General features: G+C 73.0%; 14 protein-coding genes and 1 pseudogene. 7 read left to right on the top strand and 8 right to left on the bottom strand.

The features are described 5' to 3' along the window. Window positions 1-15: 15 nt before the first annotated feature. Window positions 16-1,179, top strand: coding sequence for an ABC transporter ATP-binding protein (locus ACIG3E_RS15775; protein WP_172381282.1), 1,164 nt, complete (start codon window positions 16-18; stop codon window positions 1,177-1,179). A gap of 127 nt (window positions 1,180-1,306) precedes the next feature. On the opposite strand, the gene ACIG3E_RS15770 is transcribed toward ACIG3E_RS15775, so the two are convergent. Genes ACIG3E_RS15770 through ACIG3E_RS15755 form a run of 4 tightly spaced genes read right to left on the bottom strand, consistent with a single transcriptional unit; the run spans window position 1,307 to window position 4,343 of the window. Further along, window positions 1,307-1,948 (bottom strand): class I SAM-dependent DNA methyltransferase, encoded by a 642-nt coding sequence (locus ACIG3E_RS15770; protein WP_399615994.1) that lies wholly within the window; start codon window positions 1,946-1,948, stop codon window positions 1,307-1,309. A 33-nt stretch (window positions 1,949-1,981) separates the two neighbouring features. Next, complete coding sequence (locus ACIG3E_RS15765) at window positions 1,982-2,986, bottom strand: ABC transporter substrate-binding protein (protein WP_399615992.1); 1,005 nt, start codon at window positions 2,984-2,986, stop codon at window positions 1,982-1,984. Beyond that, window positions 2,983-3,669, bottom strand: coding sequence for an ABC transporter permease (locus ACIG3E_RS15760; RefSeq protein ID WP_399615990.1), 687 nt, complete (start codon window positions 3,667-3,669; stop codon window positions 2,983-2,985). Before ACIG3E_RS15760 ends, ACIG3E_RS15765 begins: the two co-directional genes overlap by 4 nt. Next, a complete protein-coding gene (locus tag ACIG3E_RS15755) occupies window positions 3,666-4,343 on the bottom strand; it encodes an ABC transporter permease (RefSeq protein ID WP_399615988.1) in 678 nt (225 codons plus the stop codon). Before ACIG3E_RS15755 ends, ACIG3E_RS15760 begins: the two co-directional genes overlap by 4 nt. Window positions 4,344-4,466: 123 nt before the next feature. Here ACIG3E_RS15755 and ACIG3E_RS15750 point away from each other — a divergent pair, with 123 nt between their 5' ends. The 4 genes and pseudogenes from ACIG3E_RS15750 to ACIG3E_RS15735 all read left to right on the top strand — a co-directional run bounded on the left by ACIG3E_RS15750 (window position 4,467) and on the right by ACIG3E_RS15735 (window position 10,899). Continuing rightward, window positions 4,467-5,483 (top strand): peptidyl-alpha-hydroxyglycine alpha-amidating lyase family protein, encoded by a 1,017-nt coding sequence (locus ACIG3E_RS15750; protein ID WP_399615986.1) that lies wholly within the window; start codon window positions 4,467-4,469, stop codon window positions 5,481-5,483. 253 nt (window positions 5,484-5,736) lie between these two features. Continuing rightward, a complete protein-coding gene (locus tag ACIG3E_RS15745) occupies window positions 5,737-7,245 on the top strand; it encodes a glycoside hydrolase family 3 protein (RefSeq protein ID WP_399615984.1) in 1,509 nt (502 codons plus the stop codon). A 384-nt stretch (window positions 7,246-7,629) separates the two neighbouring features. Further along, window positions 7,630-7,926: pseudogene (locus ACIG3E_RS15740) on the top strand (hypothetical protein); the annotation flags it as partial. A gap of 210 nt (window positions 7,927-8,136) precedes the next feature. Next, complete coding sequence (locus ACIG3E_RS15735; RefSeq protein WP_399615982.1) at window positions 8,137-10,899, top strand: hypothetical protein; 2,763 nt, start codon at window positions 8,137-8,139, stop codon at window positions 10,897-10,899. Window positions 10,900-10,972: 73 nt separating this feature from the next. Here the strand turns inward: ACIG3E_RS15735 and ACIG3E_RS15730 are convergent, their stop codons facing one another. After that, a complete protein-coding gene (locus tag ACIG3E_RS15730) occupies window positions 10,973-11,515 on the bottom strand; it encodes a hypothetical protein (protein WP_399615980.1) in 543 nt (180 codons plus the stop codon). A 226-nt stretch (window positions 11,516-11,741) separates the two neighbouring features. Between ACIG3E_RS15730 and ACIG3E_RS15725 the strand changes: the two genes are divergently transcribed. Continuing rightward, the gene (locus tag ACIG3E_RS15725; RefSeq protein ID WP_399615978.1) at window positions 11,742-12,305 is read left to right on the top strand and encodes an NUDIX hydrolase; all 564 of its coding nucleotides are present in this window, start codon (window positions 11,742-11,744) and stop codon (window positions 12,303-12,305) included. Here ACIG3E_RS15725 and ACIG3E_RS15720 read toward each other — a convergent pair. From ACIG3E_RS15720 to ACIG3E_RS15710, 3 genes are all read right to left on the bottom strand, one after another. Further along, window positions 12,269-13,522, bottom strand: a complete 1,254-nt coding sequence (locus ACIG3E_RS15720; protein ID WP_399615976.1) for a lanthionine synthetase C family protein — start codon at window positions 13,520-13,522, stop codon at window positions 12,269-12,271. The two genes, ACIG3E_RS15725 and ACIG3E_RS15720, sit on opposite strands and share 37 nt — an antisense overlap. Next, on the bottom strand, window positions 13,519-16,689 hold the full coding sequence (locus tag ACIG3E_RS15715; RefSeq protein WP_399615974.1) for a lantibiotic dehydratase: 3,171 nt from the start codon (window positions 16,687-16,689) through the stop codon (window positions 13,519-13,521). Before ACIG3E_RS15715 ends, ACIG3E_RS15720 begins: the two co-directional genes overlap by 4 nt. Window positions 16,690-16,886: 197 nt before the next feature. Beyond that, a complete protein-coding gene (locus tag ACIG3E_RS15710) occupies window positions 16,887-17,012 on the bottom strand; it encodes a hypothetical protein (protein WP_399615972.1) in 126 nt (41 codons plus the stop codon). Window positions 17,013-17,262: 250 nt separating this feature from the next. Here ACIG3E_RS15710 and ACIG3E_RS15705 point away from each other — a divergent pair, with 250 nt between their 5' ends. After that, on the top strand, window positions 17,263-17,388 hold the full coding sequence (locus tag ACIG3E_RS15705; RefSeq protein WP_399615970.1) for a hypothetical protein: 126 nt from the start codon (window positions 17,263-17,265) through the stop codon (window positions 17,386-17,388). Window positions 17,389-17,458 lie beyond the last annotated feature (70 nt).

Here is a 17,458-nt window from a genome sequence, read left to right as displayed (position 1 = left end):
GGCTAGCGTGAGGGGATGATCCGGTTCGAGCAGGTGACCAAGCGCTACCCGGACGGCACGACGGCCGTGGACGACCTCTCCTTCGAGGTCGCCGAGGGCGAGCTGGTCACGCTGGTGGGCCCGTCCGGCTGCGGCAAGACCACCACGATGATGATGGTGAACCGGCTGATCGAGCCGACGTCGGGGCGCATCTTCGTGGACGGCGCGGACATCGCGGGCGTCGACCCCGTGCGCCTGCGCCGCCGCATCGGCTACGTCATCCAGCAGGTCGGCCTCTTCCCGCACCGCACGGTCCTCGACAACACGGCGACCGTGCCCGCGCTCGTCGGCTGGAAGCGGGCCAGGGCGCGGGCCCGCGCCGCCGAACTCCTCGACCTGGTGGGCCTCGACCCGAAGACGTACGGTTCGCGCTATCCGGAGCAGCTCTCGGGCGGGCAGCGCCAGCGCGTCGGTGTGGCCCGCGCGCTGGCCGCCGATCCGCCGGTGCTCCTGATGGACGAGCCGTTCGGCGCCGTGGACCCGGTGGTGCGCGAACGCCTGCAGAACGAGTTCCTGAGCCTCCAGCGCACCGTGCGCAAGACCGTCCTGATGGTCACGCACGACATCGAGGAGGCGGTACGGCTCGGCGACCGGGTCGCCGTGTACGGGCAGGGCCGCATCGAGCAGTTCGACACGCCGGGCGCGGTGCTCGGCACGCCCGCCACGCCGTACGTCGCCGAGTTCGTGGGCGCCGACCGGGGCCTCAAGCGGCTCTCGGTGACCGTGATCGAGGCGGACGACCTGGAGCAGCCGCCGGTCGCCCGCCTGGAGGAACCGGCGGCGCAGGCCGCGGCCCGGCTGCGGGCCGACGGCGCGCGCTGGGCGATGGTCCTGAACGCCGGGGGCGATCTGCACGGCTGGGTCGGCGTCGACGAGGTCGCGCTGGCCGGGGACGGCGCCGCGGTCGGCGACCTGGCCCACCGCATGAACGCCTGGCTGCCCGTGGGGGCCTCCCTCAAGCAGGCGTTCGGCGTGATGCTCCAGCACGACGCCGGGTGGGTCGCCGTGGTGGACGGGGCGCGCTTCGTGGGGGTGCTCACCCCGGCGAAGCTGCACGAGGCGCTGCGGCGGTCGGTGGACGCGGATGCCCAAGGGGTGGGCAGGGACGAGGTGGAGTTCGACTCGGTCGCCGACGCGTGACGCTGCGCTGTGCCGGGGCGTTGCCGCGCTGTGTGGCCTCTCGGCCGCGCGCCGTCCGTGGTTGCTCGCGCAGTTCCCCGCGCCCCTTCGGGGCGCGCCCCGACGGGGCGTCAGGATCGGCGGGGCGTCAGATTCGGCGGGCCAGTACGTATGCCCTGTGGGTCTGGGCTTCGTCGGGGCCGGGGGCGCGTTCCATGCGCATGTCCACGGTGAAGCCCGCCTGCTCCAGGAGGGCGGTCACGTCGTCGGTCGCGAGGAAGCGGAAGTCCAGGTTCACGTCGTGGCCCCACCACTCGTCCAGGTGGCGGACCTCCGTGCCGATGTGGAAGGACACGAGGAGGAGGCCGGAGGGGCGCAGCACCCGGTGGGCCTCCACGAAGGCGGGGAGGAGTTCGTCCGGGGTCAGGTGGATGACCGTGTAGAGGGCGGCGGCCGAGCCGAACTCGCCGTTCTCGGCGGGCAGTGACAGCAGGTCGCCCTCGCGGAACTCCACGCCGGGGCGGCGTCGGCGGGCCTCGGCGACCATGCCCGGGGACAGGTCGATGCCGACGGCACGGGCGCCGAGGCCGACGAGGTGGGACGCCACGTGGCCGGGGCCGCAGCCGAGGTCGGCGATCGGGGCTCCGGGCTCCGTCCGCTCCACGAGACAGGCCAGGAGCGCCCGGTCGAGCGGCTTGGCGTCGAGTTCGTCGTACAGCCTGGTCGCGTACTCCTCGGCGACCGTGTCGTAGCTGCGCCGGACTGCTGTGTGGTCCCCGTGGTCAGGCATGCGGGTCAGCATGGCAGGTGCGGTGTCGCTGTCCTACAGCAGGCCCTTGGCCTTGAGGTACTTCTTGGCGACGTCCTCGGGGAGTCTGCGCCAGCTGTCCACCTGGCGGTTCATGTCGGCGAGGTCGTCCGTGGTCAGGACGGTGTTGAGGCGGGCGAGGGCGCGGGCGACGCCCTCGCTGCCCGCGCGGGAGCGGTTGACGACGGGGACGACGTAGTCGGCGTTCTGGAGGTGCTTGTCGTCGGCGAGCAGCACGAGGCCGAACTCGTCGAGGGTGGCGTCGGTGGACGTGGTGAGCACCAGCTGGTCCTGGCCGCTCTGCACCGCCTTCTTGGCCTGGGTGGTGCCGACGCCCTTGGGGTCGACGGCGGTGACGTCGATGCCGTAGACCTTCTTCAGGCCGGGTTCGCAGTACGGGCGTTGCACGCACTCGTCGCCCGCGGCGAGCCGCACCTTCAGGCCCGAGTCGCCGAGGTCGGTGAGGGTCTTGAGGCGGTGCTCGCGGGCGTAGGAGGCCTTGACCGCGAAGGCGTTCTGGTCGACGGCCCTGCCGGGGTCGAGGACGGTCAGGCCGCGCGGGGCCGCGAGAGCGCGCAGGGCCTTCATGGTGGTGTCGAGGTCGGGTGAGCCGACCGGCTTGGCGTCCGCGCCGTTGACCTTGGCGTTCAGCCAGTCCGCGAAGGTGGCCGCGTACTCGGGCACGACGTCGATCTGGCCGGACTCCAGGGCGGGTTCGTACAGCTCGCGGTTGGCGACGGACAGGAACTCGGCGCCGTATCCGGCCTTCTCCAGGAGCTGCGCGTACATGTGCGCGAGCAGATCGCTCTCGGTGAAGCCCGCGGAGCCGACGACCAGGTGCTTGCTGTCGCCCGGCGGCAGGCTGGCCTCGCCCCGGTCCTCCAGGGCGGGGCCCGAGTCGCAGCCGGAGGCGAGGACGGCGGCCGCGAGGAGCACGCCGCCCAGCAGACGGGTGCGCCACGCCGTCGTGGCGGGCCGCCCGCGCCGGGGGCCTCGGGCGGAGCAGACGCGCCATGTCATGGGGCTCTCCTTCCGCGCGCCGCGCGGGACCGGCCGGGCGTGAGCCGCTCCGCCGCCTCGAAGCACGCCTCGACGGCCAGGGCGAAGACGGCCACGAGGACCGCGCCCGCGACGACCTGCGGGGTGCTGGCGAGGTTGAAGCCCGCGGTGATGATCCGGCCGAGCCCGCCGCCGCCCGCGAGCGCCGCGATGGTGGCCGTGGCGACGAGCTGGACGGCGGCGATGCGCACCCCGCTCATGATGAGCGGCAGCGCGAGCGGCGCCTCGACCCGCCACAGCATCTGCCACCCCGTCATGCCCATGCCGCGCGCGGCCTGGACGACGCCCCGGTCGACCTCGCGCATCCCGACGTAGGCGTTGGTGAGCAGCGGCGGCACGGCGAACAGCACGAGCGCGACCACGGTGGGCCCCTCGCCCCACTTGCCGATCGGGGTGAGCAGCAGCAGGACGAGGACCGCGAAGGTCGGCACGGCCCGGCCGACGTTGGAGAGGTTCACGGCGAGCGCCCCGCCCCTGCCGAGGTGGCCGAGCACGAGCGCGACGGGCAGCGCGATGAGACAGCTGATCAGCAGGCACACCACCGTCAGGACCAGGTGCTGGACGAGGCGGTGCCAGATGCCGCCGTCGCCGTTCCAGTGCGCGGAGGTGCTGAGCCAGTCCCAGGCGTCGCCGAGGGTCTTCACGCGCGCCCCGCCCTCGTCCAGGGGGTGAGCAGGCGCTGCACGCCGAGCAGCGCCACGTCGGCGGCGACGGCGATGGCCACGCACAGGACCGACGCGGTGAGGACCTGCGCCTTGAAGTAGGTGTTCATGCCCGCGTAGATCAGGTTGCCGAGGCCCCCGAAGCCGACGATCGCGCCGACGGTGACGAGCGAGACGGCGGAGACGGTGGCGATGCGCAGGCCCGCCATGGCGGCGGGCAGCGCGAGCGGCAGCTCCACGGTCAGCAGCAGCCGGATCGGCCCGTAGCCCATGCCGCGGGCGGCCTGCCGGGTGTCCTCGGGTACGGCGCGGAGCCCGGCGAGGATGTTGCGGACAAGCAGCGTCAGCGAGTATAGGACGAGCCCGGCCACGACGAGCGACGCGGACAGGCCGTACACGGGCAGGAGCAGCGAGAACATCGCGAGCGACGGGATCGTGTACAGCACGGTGGTGACGGCGAGGACGGGTCCCGCCGCGAGGCTCCAGCGGCGGGCGAGCACGGCCAGGGGCAGCGCGACGGCGAGCCCGATGAGGACGGAGACGGCGGTCAGCTCCAGGTGCTGGAGGACGGCGTCGAGGAGGATCCGGCGGCGGGTGCTCAGATACTCGCCGCAGATCCACTCGTTGCGGGCCAGGCAGTCGTCCGGGGGCGTCACCTGTCCATTCCACCGGCGGTGGCGCGCCGCGGCGCGTCTTGCTGGACCGTACGGGGGCCGCCCCCTGTCGGCGGGGCGGCCGTGGGCCCTATGCTTCCGGGCCGGTGCGTCCAGGGAGGACTGTTGACTGTCGGACCCGCGACCAGCGAGACCGTCTACGACCCGGTGCCCTATTGGGCCAGGATCCCGCACGGGATCTGGCTCCAGGAGGCCACGTCCGTCGCCGTCGACTCGGACGACCGGGTCTACGTCTTCAACCGCGGCAACATGCCGGTTCTGGTCCTCGACCGGGAGGGGAACGTCGTCGACATGTGGGGCAACGACACGCCGTTCACCGGCACGGAGCTGATCGAGAACCCGTACGGCGCGCTGACCCCGCGCTGGAAGGGCTGCCGCTTCCTGCACCCGCACGCCGTCACCGTCGACCACGAGGACCACCTCTGGCTCGTCGACGACATCGGCAACAAGATCACCAAGACGGACCGCGCGGGAAACACCCTGCTCGTGCTCGGTGCCGGGAGCCCCAGCGGCTTCCAGAGCGGCGAGCCCTTCAACCGCCCGACCGACGTGGCGGTGTCCCCCCTGACGGGCGACGTCTTCGTGACGGACGGGTACGGCAACTCGCGGGTGCACCGCTTCGACGCACGCGGCCGCCATCTGCTGTCCTGGGGCGCGCCCGGCAGCGACGACGGGCAGTTCAGCCTCCCGCACAACATCGCCCTCCTCGGCGACGACGCGGTGATCGTGTGCGACCGCGAGAACCACCGCGTACAGGTGTTCTCCCTGGACGGCGATTTCCGCGCCTCCTGGCACGCCCACAAGGCGGTCGCCGTCTGCGCGGGCAAAGGCGCGGACACCCATGTGTACGTCGCCGAGCAGGGGCCGCCGCCGGTCCAGTACGGCGTGCCCGGGCTCGGCCACAAGGTGCGGGTGTACGACCGGGACGGCCGCCGCGTGACCTCGTTCGGCGCCGACCTGCCTGGGGAGGCCCCGGACCAGTTCAACTGGCCGCACAGCGTGGCCGTGGACTCCGAGGGCAGCGTGTACGTGGCGGAGGTGTCCTATGTCGAGGTCGGCAGCGGGCTGACGCCGCCGCGCGAGCTGGTGAGCCTGCGCAAGTGGCGGCGCGCACGGGGGTGAGGGCGCGCGGGGCCGCGTCGGCCCCTGGCCCGGTGCCCCGCGTACGCCTTTGCGAATCACCGCCCGACGGGGAGAAGCACGCCAGGTGGCACGAACTCGCCCCGCACCCAGGACATTTGAGGCTGTACCGCCGCAACGGGACTCCTTGACACCCCGGATTGGTATAGGCCAACATCCGGCACGGTCGCCCGCTTCGCCGCGGTCCACCGATTCCGACCGCACTGCCCGTCGCGCGCCCCTGTGGAGGTCTCCCATGGCAAGCACCAGCCACCCGCACCTCACCCGCCTTGCCAACTCCGTCCTCCAGCCGGGGTTCGTGGGCACGACCGCGCCGGACTGGGTGCGGCGCAGGATCGCCGACGGGCTCGCCTCCGTGGTGCTGTTCGGGCGCAACATCGAGAGCCCGGAGCAGGTCGCCGCGCTCACCGCCGAGCTGCGCGCCGAGAACCCCGACCTGATCGTGGCCATCGACGAGGAGGCGGGCGACGTCACCCGCATCGCCGCGCGCACCGGCGCCTCCTGGCCCGGCAACCTCGCCCTCGGCGCCATCGACGACCCCGATCTCACCGAGCGCGTCGCGCGGGACATCGGCCGCCAGCTCCGCGAGATCGGTGTCTCCCTCGACTTCGCGCCGAGCGCCGACGTCAACTCCAACCCGATGAACCCCGTCATCGGCGTGCGCTCCTTCGGCGCCCGCACCGACGTCGTCTCGCGGCACACCGCCGCCTGGATCCGGGGCCTGCAGTCCGCCGGGGTCGCCGCCTGCGCCAAGCACTTCCCCGGCCACGGCGACACGGCCGTCGACTCCCACCACGGCCTGCCGCGGTTCACCGCCGACGCCGAGGACATCGCCCGCACGGCGCTGCCGCCGTTCACCGCCGCGATGGAGTCGGGCGTACGCGCCGTCATGACCGCGCACATGCTCGTGCCCGCGTACGACGCCGAGCTGCCCGCGACGCTCAGCCCCGCGGTCCTCGGCGGCGTGCTCCGCGGCCAGTTGGGCTTCACCGGCCTCGTCGTCACCGACGGCATCGAGATGAGCGCCGTGTCCGGGCCCTACGGCATCGCGGGCGCCACGGTCCGCGCGGTCACCGCGGGCGTGGACGCGGTGTGCGTCGGCGGCGAGAGCGCCGATCAGTCCACGGCGGACGAACTGCGCGACGCCCTGGTGCGGGCGGTGCTCGACGGCACGCTGCCCGAGGAGCGCCTGACCGAAGCGGCGGGCCGGGTCGGGGAGTTCGCCGCCTGGTCGGCCGGGCTCGGCCGGGAGGCCGCCCCGGCGGCGGACGCCTCCGACATCGGCCTGGTCGCCGCGCGGCGCGCGGTCCGCGTGCACGGCGAGTCCGGCGCCAAGCTCCCCCTGACCGCCGATCCGCACGTCGTCGAGCTGTCCCCGACGATGAGCCTCGCCGTCGACGGCGCGACCCCCTGGGGCGTCGCCGAGCCGCTGCGCGCGCTGCGCCCCGGCACCACGTCCGTGCGCGTCGGCGAGGCCGAACTCACCCGCGAGGCCGACCTCCTCGACCGCGTCGCCCTCGCCCCCGCCAGCGGCCGCGAGCTGGTCGTGGTGGTCCGGGACGCGGCCCGCCACCCCTGGATGGCGAAGGCGCTCACGGGCCTGGTGAACAGCCGCCCCGACGCCCTCGTCGTCGAGATGGGCGTGCCCGCGGGCGACCGGGTCGGCGCCGTCCACCTGACCACGTACGGCGCCACGCGCGTGTCCGGCATCGCCGTCGCGGAGGTGCTCGCGGGCGCCGCGTGAGCGTAGTTCCGCCGCCCTCGCGGCGTACTCACCCGGGACGATACGACCCACTCAACGGCGTCCGCGCAGCGGCGCCGACGCGGCTCGACGGCGGCGTGCGGGATCCCTTCCGCACGCCGCTGACCAGTACAGACGCCGTCAATGCGGGCGTCAGGTGAACAGCCGGACACACCAACGCAGCCCGTCGGGACGGGGCTTGACTCCAAAGATGGCCTAGTCCATCTTTGGAGCATCCGAGAGCTGGTCTAGTCCTTTGCGGCCCCGGTCGGGCCACCGTCCCCGCACACGTCACCACCGTCGCCCGAACCGACCCGCCGGGGCGCGCCGCACCCGGCCCTCCACGTCCCGGCCAGGGGAACGCCGCTGTTCCCCGGCCGCGTCGGCGGCGCGCGGGCCCTCGCCCTGGTCGCCGCGATGGGCACGACGGGGCTGCTCGCCGGTCCCCCGGTCATCGGCTTCGTCGCCAGCGGCAGCGGCCTCGTCTGGGGCATGGCGGCCGTCGCGGCCTCGGCCCTGCTCGTGTCGTGCTGCGCGCCGCGGATCGACTGGACCTGGGCGGGGTCGGCGGCGGGCGGGACCGCGGCCGCGTCGGCACGCCCGGACGAGTCGGCACCCGTGGGCGAGCCGAGGCTGGTGAGCGAGCCGAGGCTGCTGGACGAGCCGACTGGTTCCACAACTTGACCATCTTTGTCCCATCCCTGACCGATATCTACCCGCAATCCGCTCCATGTTGACGGAATTGCCGAGCGAATCGCGGCCCTGACGAAGCAACCCGACGGCCTCCGCAGCACTCTCCAGGTCCGGAGGAGCCCTGTGACGTGAGGGCTCTCGGGGGAGCAAGTGACGAGGAGGACTGTCTTGATCCGTGTCCCGCGCTTGGCGACTGCCGCTGTGACGGCACTCGCACTGGCGGTGGGCTTGCCGGAGCTCGCGCACGCGTCGCCGGACCAGCCGCGTGCGCAGCGCTCCGACGACCTCATATCGCCCGACCGGCCGGACGGAGCCGGGGACCGGCTCCCGCCGGGCTGGGAGCTCACCGGTGACGGCGCCGACCGGCACCTGGTGTGGCGCGCGCCGAAGCCGGTCCCGATGGGGGACGCCCGCGTCGAGTTCTACGCGGGCGACCGGCTGCTCGGCCGCCCCACGGCCACCGACGACCAGCGGACGTTCCGCCTGAAGCTCGACGACGACGGCGTCGGCGCGAAGGACGCCCTGGGCGACCTCCAGGCGCTCGCGGGCGGCCGCCGTCTCGACAGGCCCGCCTCGGCCGCGCCGCACAGCGCCCCGGCGCCCGCCCCGGCCCAGCCGCCCGCGGGCGAGGTCGACCCCGGCAAGCCGGGCACGTACCGCACCGTCAAGGGCGAGTACGACCTGAAGTCGGTCAAGCTGCCCGACTTCCCCGAGAAGGTGGAGATGCGGGCCACGGTGGTGGGCCCCGTCGACGCGCCGGGCAAGCGGCCCCTGGCCCTGTTCCTGCACGGCCGCCACGGCACCTGCTACAAGGGCCAGGAGTCCGACGGCAGCTGGCCCTGCAAGGCGGGCTGGAAGCCGATCCCGAGCTACCAGGGCTATCTGCACGACCAGAAGCTCCTGGCCTCCCAGGGCTATGTGACGGTCTCGATCTCCGCCAACGGCATCAACGGCCAGGACGACCGCGCCCCCGACGGCGGCGCCCAGGCCCGCTCGTCCCTGGTGCGCCAGCACCTGGGCCGCTTCGCCGACTGGGCCGCCGACCCGTCGACGGCGCCCGACGCCGTCCGCGGGACCGCCCCGGTCGACCTGTCCCGCGTCCTGCTCGTGGGGCACTCGCGCGGCGGCGAGGGCGTCAACCGCGCGGCCCTCGACAGCCGTTACCAGCCGCCCGCCGACGTGGACGGCTACCCGCGCAAGGCGCGCTGGCAGATCCGCGGCACGGTCCTCATCGGCCCCACGATCTTCGGGCACAACCCGGACCCGGACGTGCCCTCGATGACGGTCCTGCCCGGCTGCGACGGCGACGTCTCCGACCTCCAGGGCCAGCTCTACCTGGACAACACCCGGGGCGTGGGCAACGGTTCCGCGCTGCACAGCTCGGTGTACATGGTCGGGGCCAACCACAACTTCTTCAACACGGAGTGGACGCCGGGGCAGGCGCAGGCGCCCGCCAACGACGACTTCTCCTCAGGGCCGCGCCCCGACCCGGTGTGCTCGCCGGGCCACGGCCCCCGGCTGAAGGCCAAGCAGCAGCAGAAGGCGGGCTCCACCTACATCGCGGCCGCCGCCCGGCTCTTCGTCGGCGGTGACGACGAGGTGCGTCCGCTCCTCGACGGCTCCGGCAAGGGCGCGCCCTCGGCGAACCCGGCCCGCGTGCTCACCCACGCCGTCGGCGGACAGCGCACGCCCGCCGTCGTCCCGGGCCGCTCGCTCGCGGTGACCGGCGGCAAGCTGTGCGACCAGACCGCCTCCAGCGGGTCGAGCGCCTGCTTCAAGCGCGGCACCAAGGGCCAGTCCCCGCACTTCGCGAGCTTCGAGGTGTCCCCCGACCCCGGTCGGTACGCCCTCGCGATGGGCTGGTCCCGCACGGGCTCCACGATGTCCGTCAAGAACGCGCGCCCGGTCTCCCTCGAGGGCTCCGAGTCGCTCGCCCTCCGGGTGATCGTGCCGCCGAACACCAAGGGCACCAAGCTGGACGTGACGGCCGTCGACGCCTCGGGGCACCGGGCGAAGCTCGGCCAGGTCCGCGCCGACGGGTTGCCGGGCAGCGGGTACATGGCCTCGTACTGGGGCCAGGAGCTGCGGGTTCCGCTCGCGGCCGCCGCCCGCGCCGGGCTCGACCTGAAGCAGATCGCGTCCCTGGAGCTGACCTCGCGCACCGCCTCCGGGCAGGCGTGGCTGATGGACGCCTGGGGCTGGCGCCCCGGCACGGCGAAGGCGCGCCCCTCTCCGCTGGCGCGCGTCGACGTCGGACAGCTGCGGGTCGACGAGGGCGACTCCGGGGTCCGTACGTACCGCGCTCCGGTCCGCGTGACCGGCGACGGCACCGGCACGGTGCGGCTCTTCGTCCCGGGCTCGGACCCGGACACGTACGACACCAAGACGGTCACCGTGCGCCCCGGCGACACCTCCATCGGCGTGCCCTTCAAGGTCAAGGGCAACAAGCGCTACGGCGGTTCGAGCACGCACGACGTCTTCGCCAAGTCGATCAGCGGCGCGGTCGTGGGCTCCCACCACGGCGGGGTCTTCGTCCGTGAGGACGACCCGATGCCCAAGGTCAGCGTGAAGCCGGTCGCGGCCAAGGTCACCGAGGGCAAGCCGCTGAAGTGGCGCGTCTCGCTGTCCGCGGCCGCCGACGTCGAGACGTACGTCGCGTTCCGCGTCGAGCGCGTCAGCGGCGGCAAGGAGCTGTCCACCAAGGACGTCGACAAGGCGTGGCTGAAGCGGCAGTTCGACGCCAAGCCGAACCCGGCCCGCCCGCTGTCCAAGGCGGCGCGGGACCCGTATCTCTCGGTCATGGTCAAGGCGGGCAAGCGCAGCGCCGACCTGAGCATCCCCACCGTGAAGGACCGGGTCCGCGAGGGCCAGGAGTCGGTGCGGCTGCGGCTCTACACGTACGACGAGAACTGGAACGAGCAGCGGGGTCCGGTGTTCACCGGCCGGGTGCGCGACGCCGGTTAGGCACGCGCACCGCGACGGTCAGGGCGGGCGGCTCCCCACGGGGGGCCGCCCGCTCCGTCGTGCGCGGGGCCGCTCAGCTCCAGGGGTTGGCGGGCTGGTCGTTGATGTACGTCCAGAAGCGGGTGCCGACGGGCACGTCGCCGTACGCCCAGAAGCTCCAGCCGCCCGAACTGCCGAGGTTCGGGCCGTACTTGCCGTCGTGGAACTCGGCCATGCGCCAGCCCGCGCCGAAGGTGTTGGCGCACAGGCCGTCGGCGGCCGCGAGGCTGGTCAGCCGGGTGCCGCGGATGGGGTTGGTGGCCGCGACGGTGCCCTTGGCCCAGCCCGCGTAGAAGTCGGGGGTGATGCCCGCGGGCGCGGGGCTGCCGTCGACCTTGAGACAGAGCACGGGCAGCGCCGTGCTGGTGGCGGTGTCGCCCTGGTACGGGTTGCTGAGCGGGCCGCCGCCCACGCGCACGGTGCCGTCAGGCCCGTCGGCCAGGAAGGTCCATGTCATGGCCTTGGTGTTCCGGGTGTCGGACGGCGCGGCGGCCGCCGGGGTCACGGTGCCCGCCGCGACCGCGACGGCGGCCGCGGCGAGGCAGAGGGCGCGTACGGACGTCTTGATCGAACGCAAGGCTTCTCCTCATGGCTGATGTGGAGCACGGCTCCTGGGAGCAGGACCCTTTGAGATGCCGGTCGATCGAGGATTCTTCACTTCCTTCACAGCTTCTCCTAGAGCCATAACCGGACATCCACGGCCCCTTGGTCACGGCGCCCCCGGCCGGGATGATCGACTCAGGGAACCGGCTCAAGAAACCGGCTTGAGAATCCGGGCAACAGAGAAACCGGAAGGAACACGGGTGGGACACACACAGCGGCACGAGCCGGGCGACGGCCACGCCCCCGGGCGTCCGCCGCTCACCTTCGCCGACAACCGCCACCCCACCCCGCACGCGCTCATCGGCGCGGGCGTCGTCGTCACCGACGGGCGGGGCCGGGTGCTGCTCGGCCACTCGCGCCGCGGTGCCTGGGAGCTGCCCGGCGGCAAGCCCGACGCGGGCGAGTCGTTCGAGGAGGCCGCCGTCCGCGAACTCCTGGAGGAGACGGGCCTGCGGGCCCGAACGGCCGACGCCCGGGTGCTCGCGGTCCTCATGGACGCCGCCCACGGCATGCCGCGCCTGACGGCGGCCGTCCACGTCACCCGCGCCACCGGCGTGCCCACCGTGACCGAGCCCCAGCTCATGCACCGCTGGGAGTGGCACGAGGTGACCGCGCTGCCGGGGCTCGGCGCGGCCCTGTTCACCCCGAGCGCCCACGTCCTGGACACGGTGTGGCCGGGCCTCCTGCCGGGCCTGCCCCCGGTGCACCGGCATGCCGTGGCGCCGGGTCAGCCCAGCAGGAGCACCCTGTCCCAGCCGACGTGATCCGCACCGCCCCGGGCGTAGCCATCGAGGGCCAGCGCCACCCCGGCGGCGCCCATGAGGAAGCCGGGCCAGTCGTACGCGGGCCCGGAAGGGCCCGCCCCATAGGGGAAGCCGAACTCCGAGTCGGCACGGAAACCGTCGACCACGCGCCCCACCAGCCACGGCACGCGGGCGGCGAGGTCCTCGTCCCCGCTGTCCTGCGCCATGCGCCGGGTCGTGTGGAGCAGGCCCGCCCAGCCGTGGCACAGCGCCGGATCCTCCAACTCCCCTTGGGAAGGCGGCCGTTCGAAGACCGACACGAGGGCGGCGACCGCCTGCGCACACCATCCCGCCTCCCCCAGCGCGACCCCGGCCAGCTGGAGGGCTCGCGCCATGCCCGGTGTTCCCGAGCACCAGGTGGGGCGAGCGGCCGCGGCGGGCCGCAGGCCGCCATGGCCCTCGTCCTGCCACGTGACCTCCTCCGGCCACCATGGCCCCGCCTCGTCCTCGCCGAGCCAGCGCAGGAGCCATGCGGCCAACCGCCGCACGGCCTCCTCGTGGCCCGGCACCTGTACGCCCTGCTCCCAGGCGAGGGCGAGGAGGGCGAGCGGCCCCGCCACGCCGTGCGCCATCCCGAGGTTCGCGTGCCCCTGGAGCACCGGCACCGGCTCATGGGTCAGCCGGTTCTGCGCTACCCACCACCCCGGCAGGCGGCCGTCACCGACCGGCCTCGTGAGATCGACGAGGAAGCGCAGGATCTCCCCCAGTGGCTCATGGCCGCCCGTGCGCAGCAGACAGCCGCCCAGGCCGGTCAGGCCGAAGACGAGGTCGTACTGGTCCAGACGGAGCCACTGGCCCGGAGCTTCCAGAACGCGTCGCGCGCGGCGCACCTCGCGGGCCGTCACCTCCGCCATCTGCCGGGCGAGATGCTCGCGGGCACCGGAGTACTCCCGGGGAGTGCGAGCGGCGAGTTCCACGGCGAACGCGAGCGCCGGTACGCCGTGGTACAACCCGGCGTGCGGCGCGTGCTGGCCGGAACGCGTGGCCACGCTCAGCCACTTGTGGGCGGCCCGGTAGAACTGAGGGTCCACAGCGGCGAGTTGCGCGTACAGGAGCGCGATCCCCGGGCCGCCCTCGGCCAGGGAAAGGGCATCCCCCGGCAGGGTGACGCGGTGCGGTTCGGCGAGGCGCAGGGCGATGTCCTCGACGATGGCGGCGGCGTCCGCTGTGCTGCTCATCGCGTGACCAGCCCTCGCTGGTGGTGCGCCCGTGTCGCCCCTCTCAACAGGGCGTAGGACTTACCTTCGGCCTCTCTGTCGATACCGGCCAACCGATTGTGGTGCATGTGCAGCAGCGAGTGGACGACGCCGTTGAGGCTGGTGGTGAGCCGACCGGCCGCCGACGACCGCCGCAGCGCGTCCCCGTACCCGCGCAGGTCTTCGCCGCGGCGGTCCCAACTGGCCAGGACGGCGTCGCCGTGGCCGAGCGCGCGCAGGGCGGACCAGCCCGACGTCGGGTCGATGAGTGCCATCGCACGGTCACGGCGCTCGGTGAACGCGGAGTGATGCGCCGTCCTGTCGATGTTGGCGATGATCCAGCTTTCGCCCTCCTCCGCGCCGAGGAGGCGCCGGACGAGGTCGGCGTAGTTCGCGGCCGCCAAGAGGGAGCGGTCGGCATCGCTGGTGCCGAGGGTGGCGGCCAGCTGCTCCATCACGGCCCGGCTGTCCGCGCAGAAGGCGTGCTCCGCGGCGGCCATGACGTCAGGGCCGCCGTACCGTCGCGTCTCGGGTTCGTAGGTGTCCAGGACGAGCCTCCCGGACAGCCCTGCCCGCCGCAGGTCCCGCCCCCAGGCGCACACGGCCGCCAGCAGCGGCGCGGCGCCGTCGGCCCGCCGCGTGTGCAGACGGATGCGCAGATGGGGATCGGGGTCGCGATACCGGACGAAGAACCAGCGGTCGACTGACTCGGGCAGCGCTTCGACCAGACGGGGCAGCTGGTGGGCGATCAGTTCATCCTGCCGGTCCGTCGACGAGTAGACCTTGGCGTAGAACCACTCCTCTCCGGGAAGGTAAGCCGTTCGCCCGTGGGTGGAGTCCATGCCCCGGACCGGGGCCTCCGGCCCACGCGGGGGCGCTTCCCGGCTGGTCAGGGTGAAGGCGATCTCGTGCGTGCGTCCCGCGGTGGGCGCGCTCGTGCTCCTGTCGGCCAGCCAGCCCACGCCGAACTCCCCGCCTGCCGGCGTCTCCTCCACCACGGTGTCCTCGTGTCGCCGCAGCTGCTGGCGGAGCAGCTCCTGGTGCGCTGGCTCCGACAGATCGAGCGGCATCCGGTTGTCGGCCACACCCGCGAGGACCCGGTCGGGAACCCCCCACCGGTCCTTCCACCGCAGGAACCGCGTCTGCCAGGTGGCGAAGTCCGGTGTCGGCCGCGTCAGTTCCGTGTACTTCACGTGCCAGCGCGCCGACGCCAGGACCGTGCGGCCGTACCGGATCCGTGGGAGGTAGGCCAGCGATTTCGCCTGCCCCCAGTTCCAGAAGGGCACGCGCGCGTCGTACGTGCCCAGTTCGTGCAGGAGCCGGGCCGCGTTCGGCATGTTCCATTCGGAGGCCACCATGCACGGTATGCCCGGTGTGATGCGTCGGCCGTCCCTGAGCGACACCACGAAGAGCCGGTCCAGGTCGGCCGCCAGCGCGAGGTCGTCGAGCCGCAGGACGTTCCGGTCCGAAGGGTCCGCGAAGACCCCGACGGCGAGGGTGCGTTCCAGCCACTGCGGAACCCGCGTGACATTGCCCCCGCGGGAGCGGAAGGTGGGGAACTTCAGCTGCCCTGTGAGCGTCGCGTCGCCGCCTGGCGGCACCTCCCGCAGGATGTCCGTGAACTGCTGGCTGGCACGCGGCAGCAGGGAGGCGAAGCGACCGGAGAAGGAGCCCGCGAGCTGGGACGCCCCCACCACGACGCACCGGAAGTCCCCTTCGTCCAGCGCCGTGACGGAATCCGCGAGCAGGTGCGCGAGCAACTCGAACGACGCGGGCGGCCCTTGCCCCTCACCGTCGGCCAGCTCGTCGATCAGCGCTTCGTCGAGGACGACCTCGCGGGTGCCGGTCCGCAGCGCCTCCTGCGCGAGACCCTGGAGCAGCCGGTCACGAGGAGCGGGCGCGGTGTCCGCCGGGGCGGGCAGCCGGTCGCTCACCGGGATGAGGTATCCCGCCGGGGCTCCCAGACCAAGATCCGGGTCAAGGACCTCCTTGAGGGGAACCATCTGCTCGGTGCCGTAACGCTCCACGAAGTCGGTGTGGAACTGACGGAGGTGGCCGCGTGACGCGCCAGGAGCCGCACACCGCCACAGGCCGTGTGCGGCCTGCTCCACCTCGGTGGCCACCGCGCGGGGCAGCCGCACGTCGACGTCGATGCCGAGGTCGACCTGGACCAGTTGCTCCGCGTCGTGGAGTGAGCGCATCTGTCGCGTGACGGCCGTCCACAAAGGTGCCCCCTCCCCCAGGGGCGCCGCCGCGAAGTCGGCCAGGCCCCGCTGGACGGCGAAGAGCGGGGCTGCCGGGTCCTGTTCCTGGCGCGGGGCACCGTCGCGCCGGGACAGGCGTTCCAGCACGTAGCCCAGGGGATCCGCACAGTCCATCGGCGGCCGCACGTCGGTGAGCAGCATCTCGTGGGCGACGAGCGCGCACAGCAGCTTCGCCGTCGTCTCCCGTGGCACGTCCGGGTACTGCGCCGCGATCTTGCCCGACACCTCGCCGTACGGCAGCGGAACCTGGGTCGACTCCCAGACCAGCCGCACCGGTTCGGTGTAACGGATGGAGACTTCCTTCGCGTTCCCCGTCCCTCCTGGCTCGCGCCCTCCACGCGCGGGGACGAAGGGCAGGACGAGACGGTCCCCGCGCAGGTAGCACAGGTCGTTCCGCACGACCCGCGCATGGGCCAGGGTGTCCGGCTGCTGCTCCAAGCGCTTGACCACGTCCAGCAGCCAGCCCGTGTCCGGCTGCACGGCCTTGCGGTGGTCGGCTCCCCAGGTGACGCTCGCCGACGGGGCGAACTCCGCCTCGGCGACGCCCGCCATGAGGCCGAAGGGGGTGGCCCTGCCCTCCCTGCGCAGCCGGTACCGCAGCAGCGCGGACACGGCCGACCTGATGTCCTTGGGCTTGATCCGGTCCCCGCGCCGGACGCGCCCCAGCGTCCCGGCGAGTGAGGGGCTGGACACGGCGATCGCCTCGCACAGCGCGCTGTCTTCCGCGGCAGCACGCAGGTACGCCAGCTGCGAGTCCTGGTCATCGCCCGGGGCGAACGGTGGCGCGGTGGGCGCGGCGTCGCCCAACGGCTGTACCGCGGCGCGGAAAAGGGCGATACCGGCACACGCGAAGAGCGAGGTCTCACGAGGTTCAGATGTGTGCATGGGCAACCTCTCCAATCAAGGCGACAGGGCTGGCTCGTGGCCGTGCGGAACAGCCAAGCCGTGCGGAACGACAGAGCCGTGCGGAACAGCAAAGCCGTGCGGAACAGCAAAGAGGCGGCCCGCCGAGGGCGGACCGCCTCTCATCGGTGCCTGGGTCTCAGGTCACCACGGGCAGTGGAAGCCACTGCCCCGCGCCGTTACTCGGCGATGTGCGTGCCACAGCAGGGGCTGTAGCTGGCCGTGATCTTCTGGTTGGCCGCGGGCGCGGCACCCGTCTCCGGAACGGTGATCGTCTGCACGTCCAGCTCGAAGAGGTCGTCCATGTCAACTCTCCTTCCATCACGGCGGCACGTCCGTCGCACCGCCGCCGCAAGATTCACCCCGCCACATCGACAGCTGCTCAACGCCGGATCAACAACCACATTCACCAACCGTTGAACCTGCCTCCCTAGCCTCCGAGGCGATGGAACTGCCTGACCGGACAAGCTGGTTGGTGTCGCGACGCATCGCACGCCGTCCTTCACGTCGGGCAATTTCCGTCGCTCCCATGCCACTTGATGAGAAGGAGGAGAAGTGCAGGACGACTTCGACATCGAACCGCGTTTCGTCACGGGCCCCGTGCCCGACCAGGCGGAGGCCCAGCAGGCCCTTTCCTGGGTGCGCACCGTGTGTTCGAACTGCAGCACCGGCTGCCCGTGACCCCTCGGTGCCGGTGCGCGAGCCCTGGCACCTGACGGCCGCGGGGCGGGCGCACTCCGTTGCTCCCGCC

The sequence above is a fragment of the Streptomyces sp. NPDC053474 genome (assembly GCF_044544845.1).
Classification (GTDB): domain Bacteria; phylum Actinomycetota; class Actinomycetes; order Streptomycetales; family Streptomycetaceae; genus Streptomyces.
This window is presented reverse-complemented; position numbering and strand designations above follow the sequence as displayed.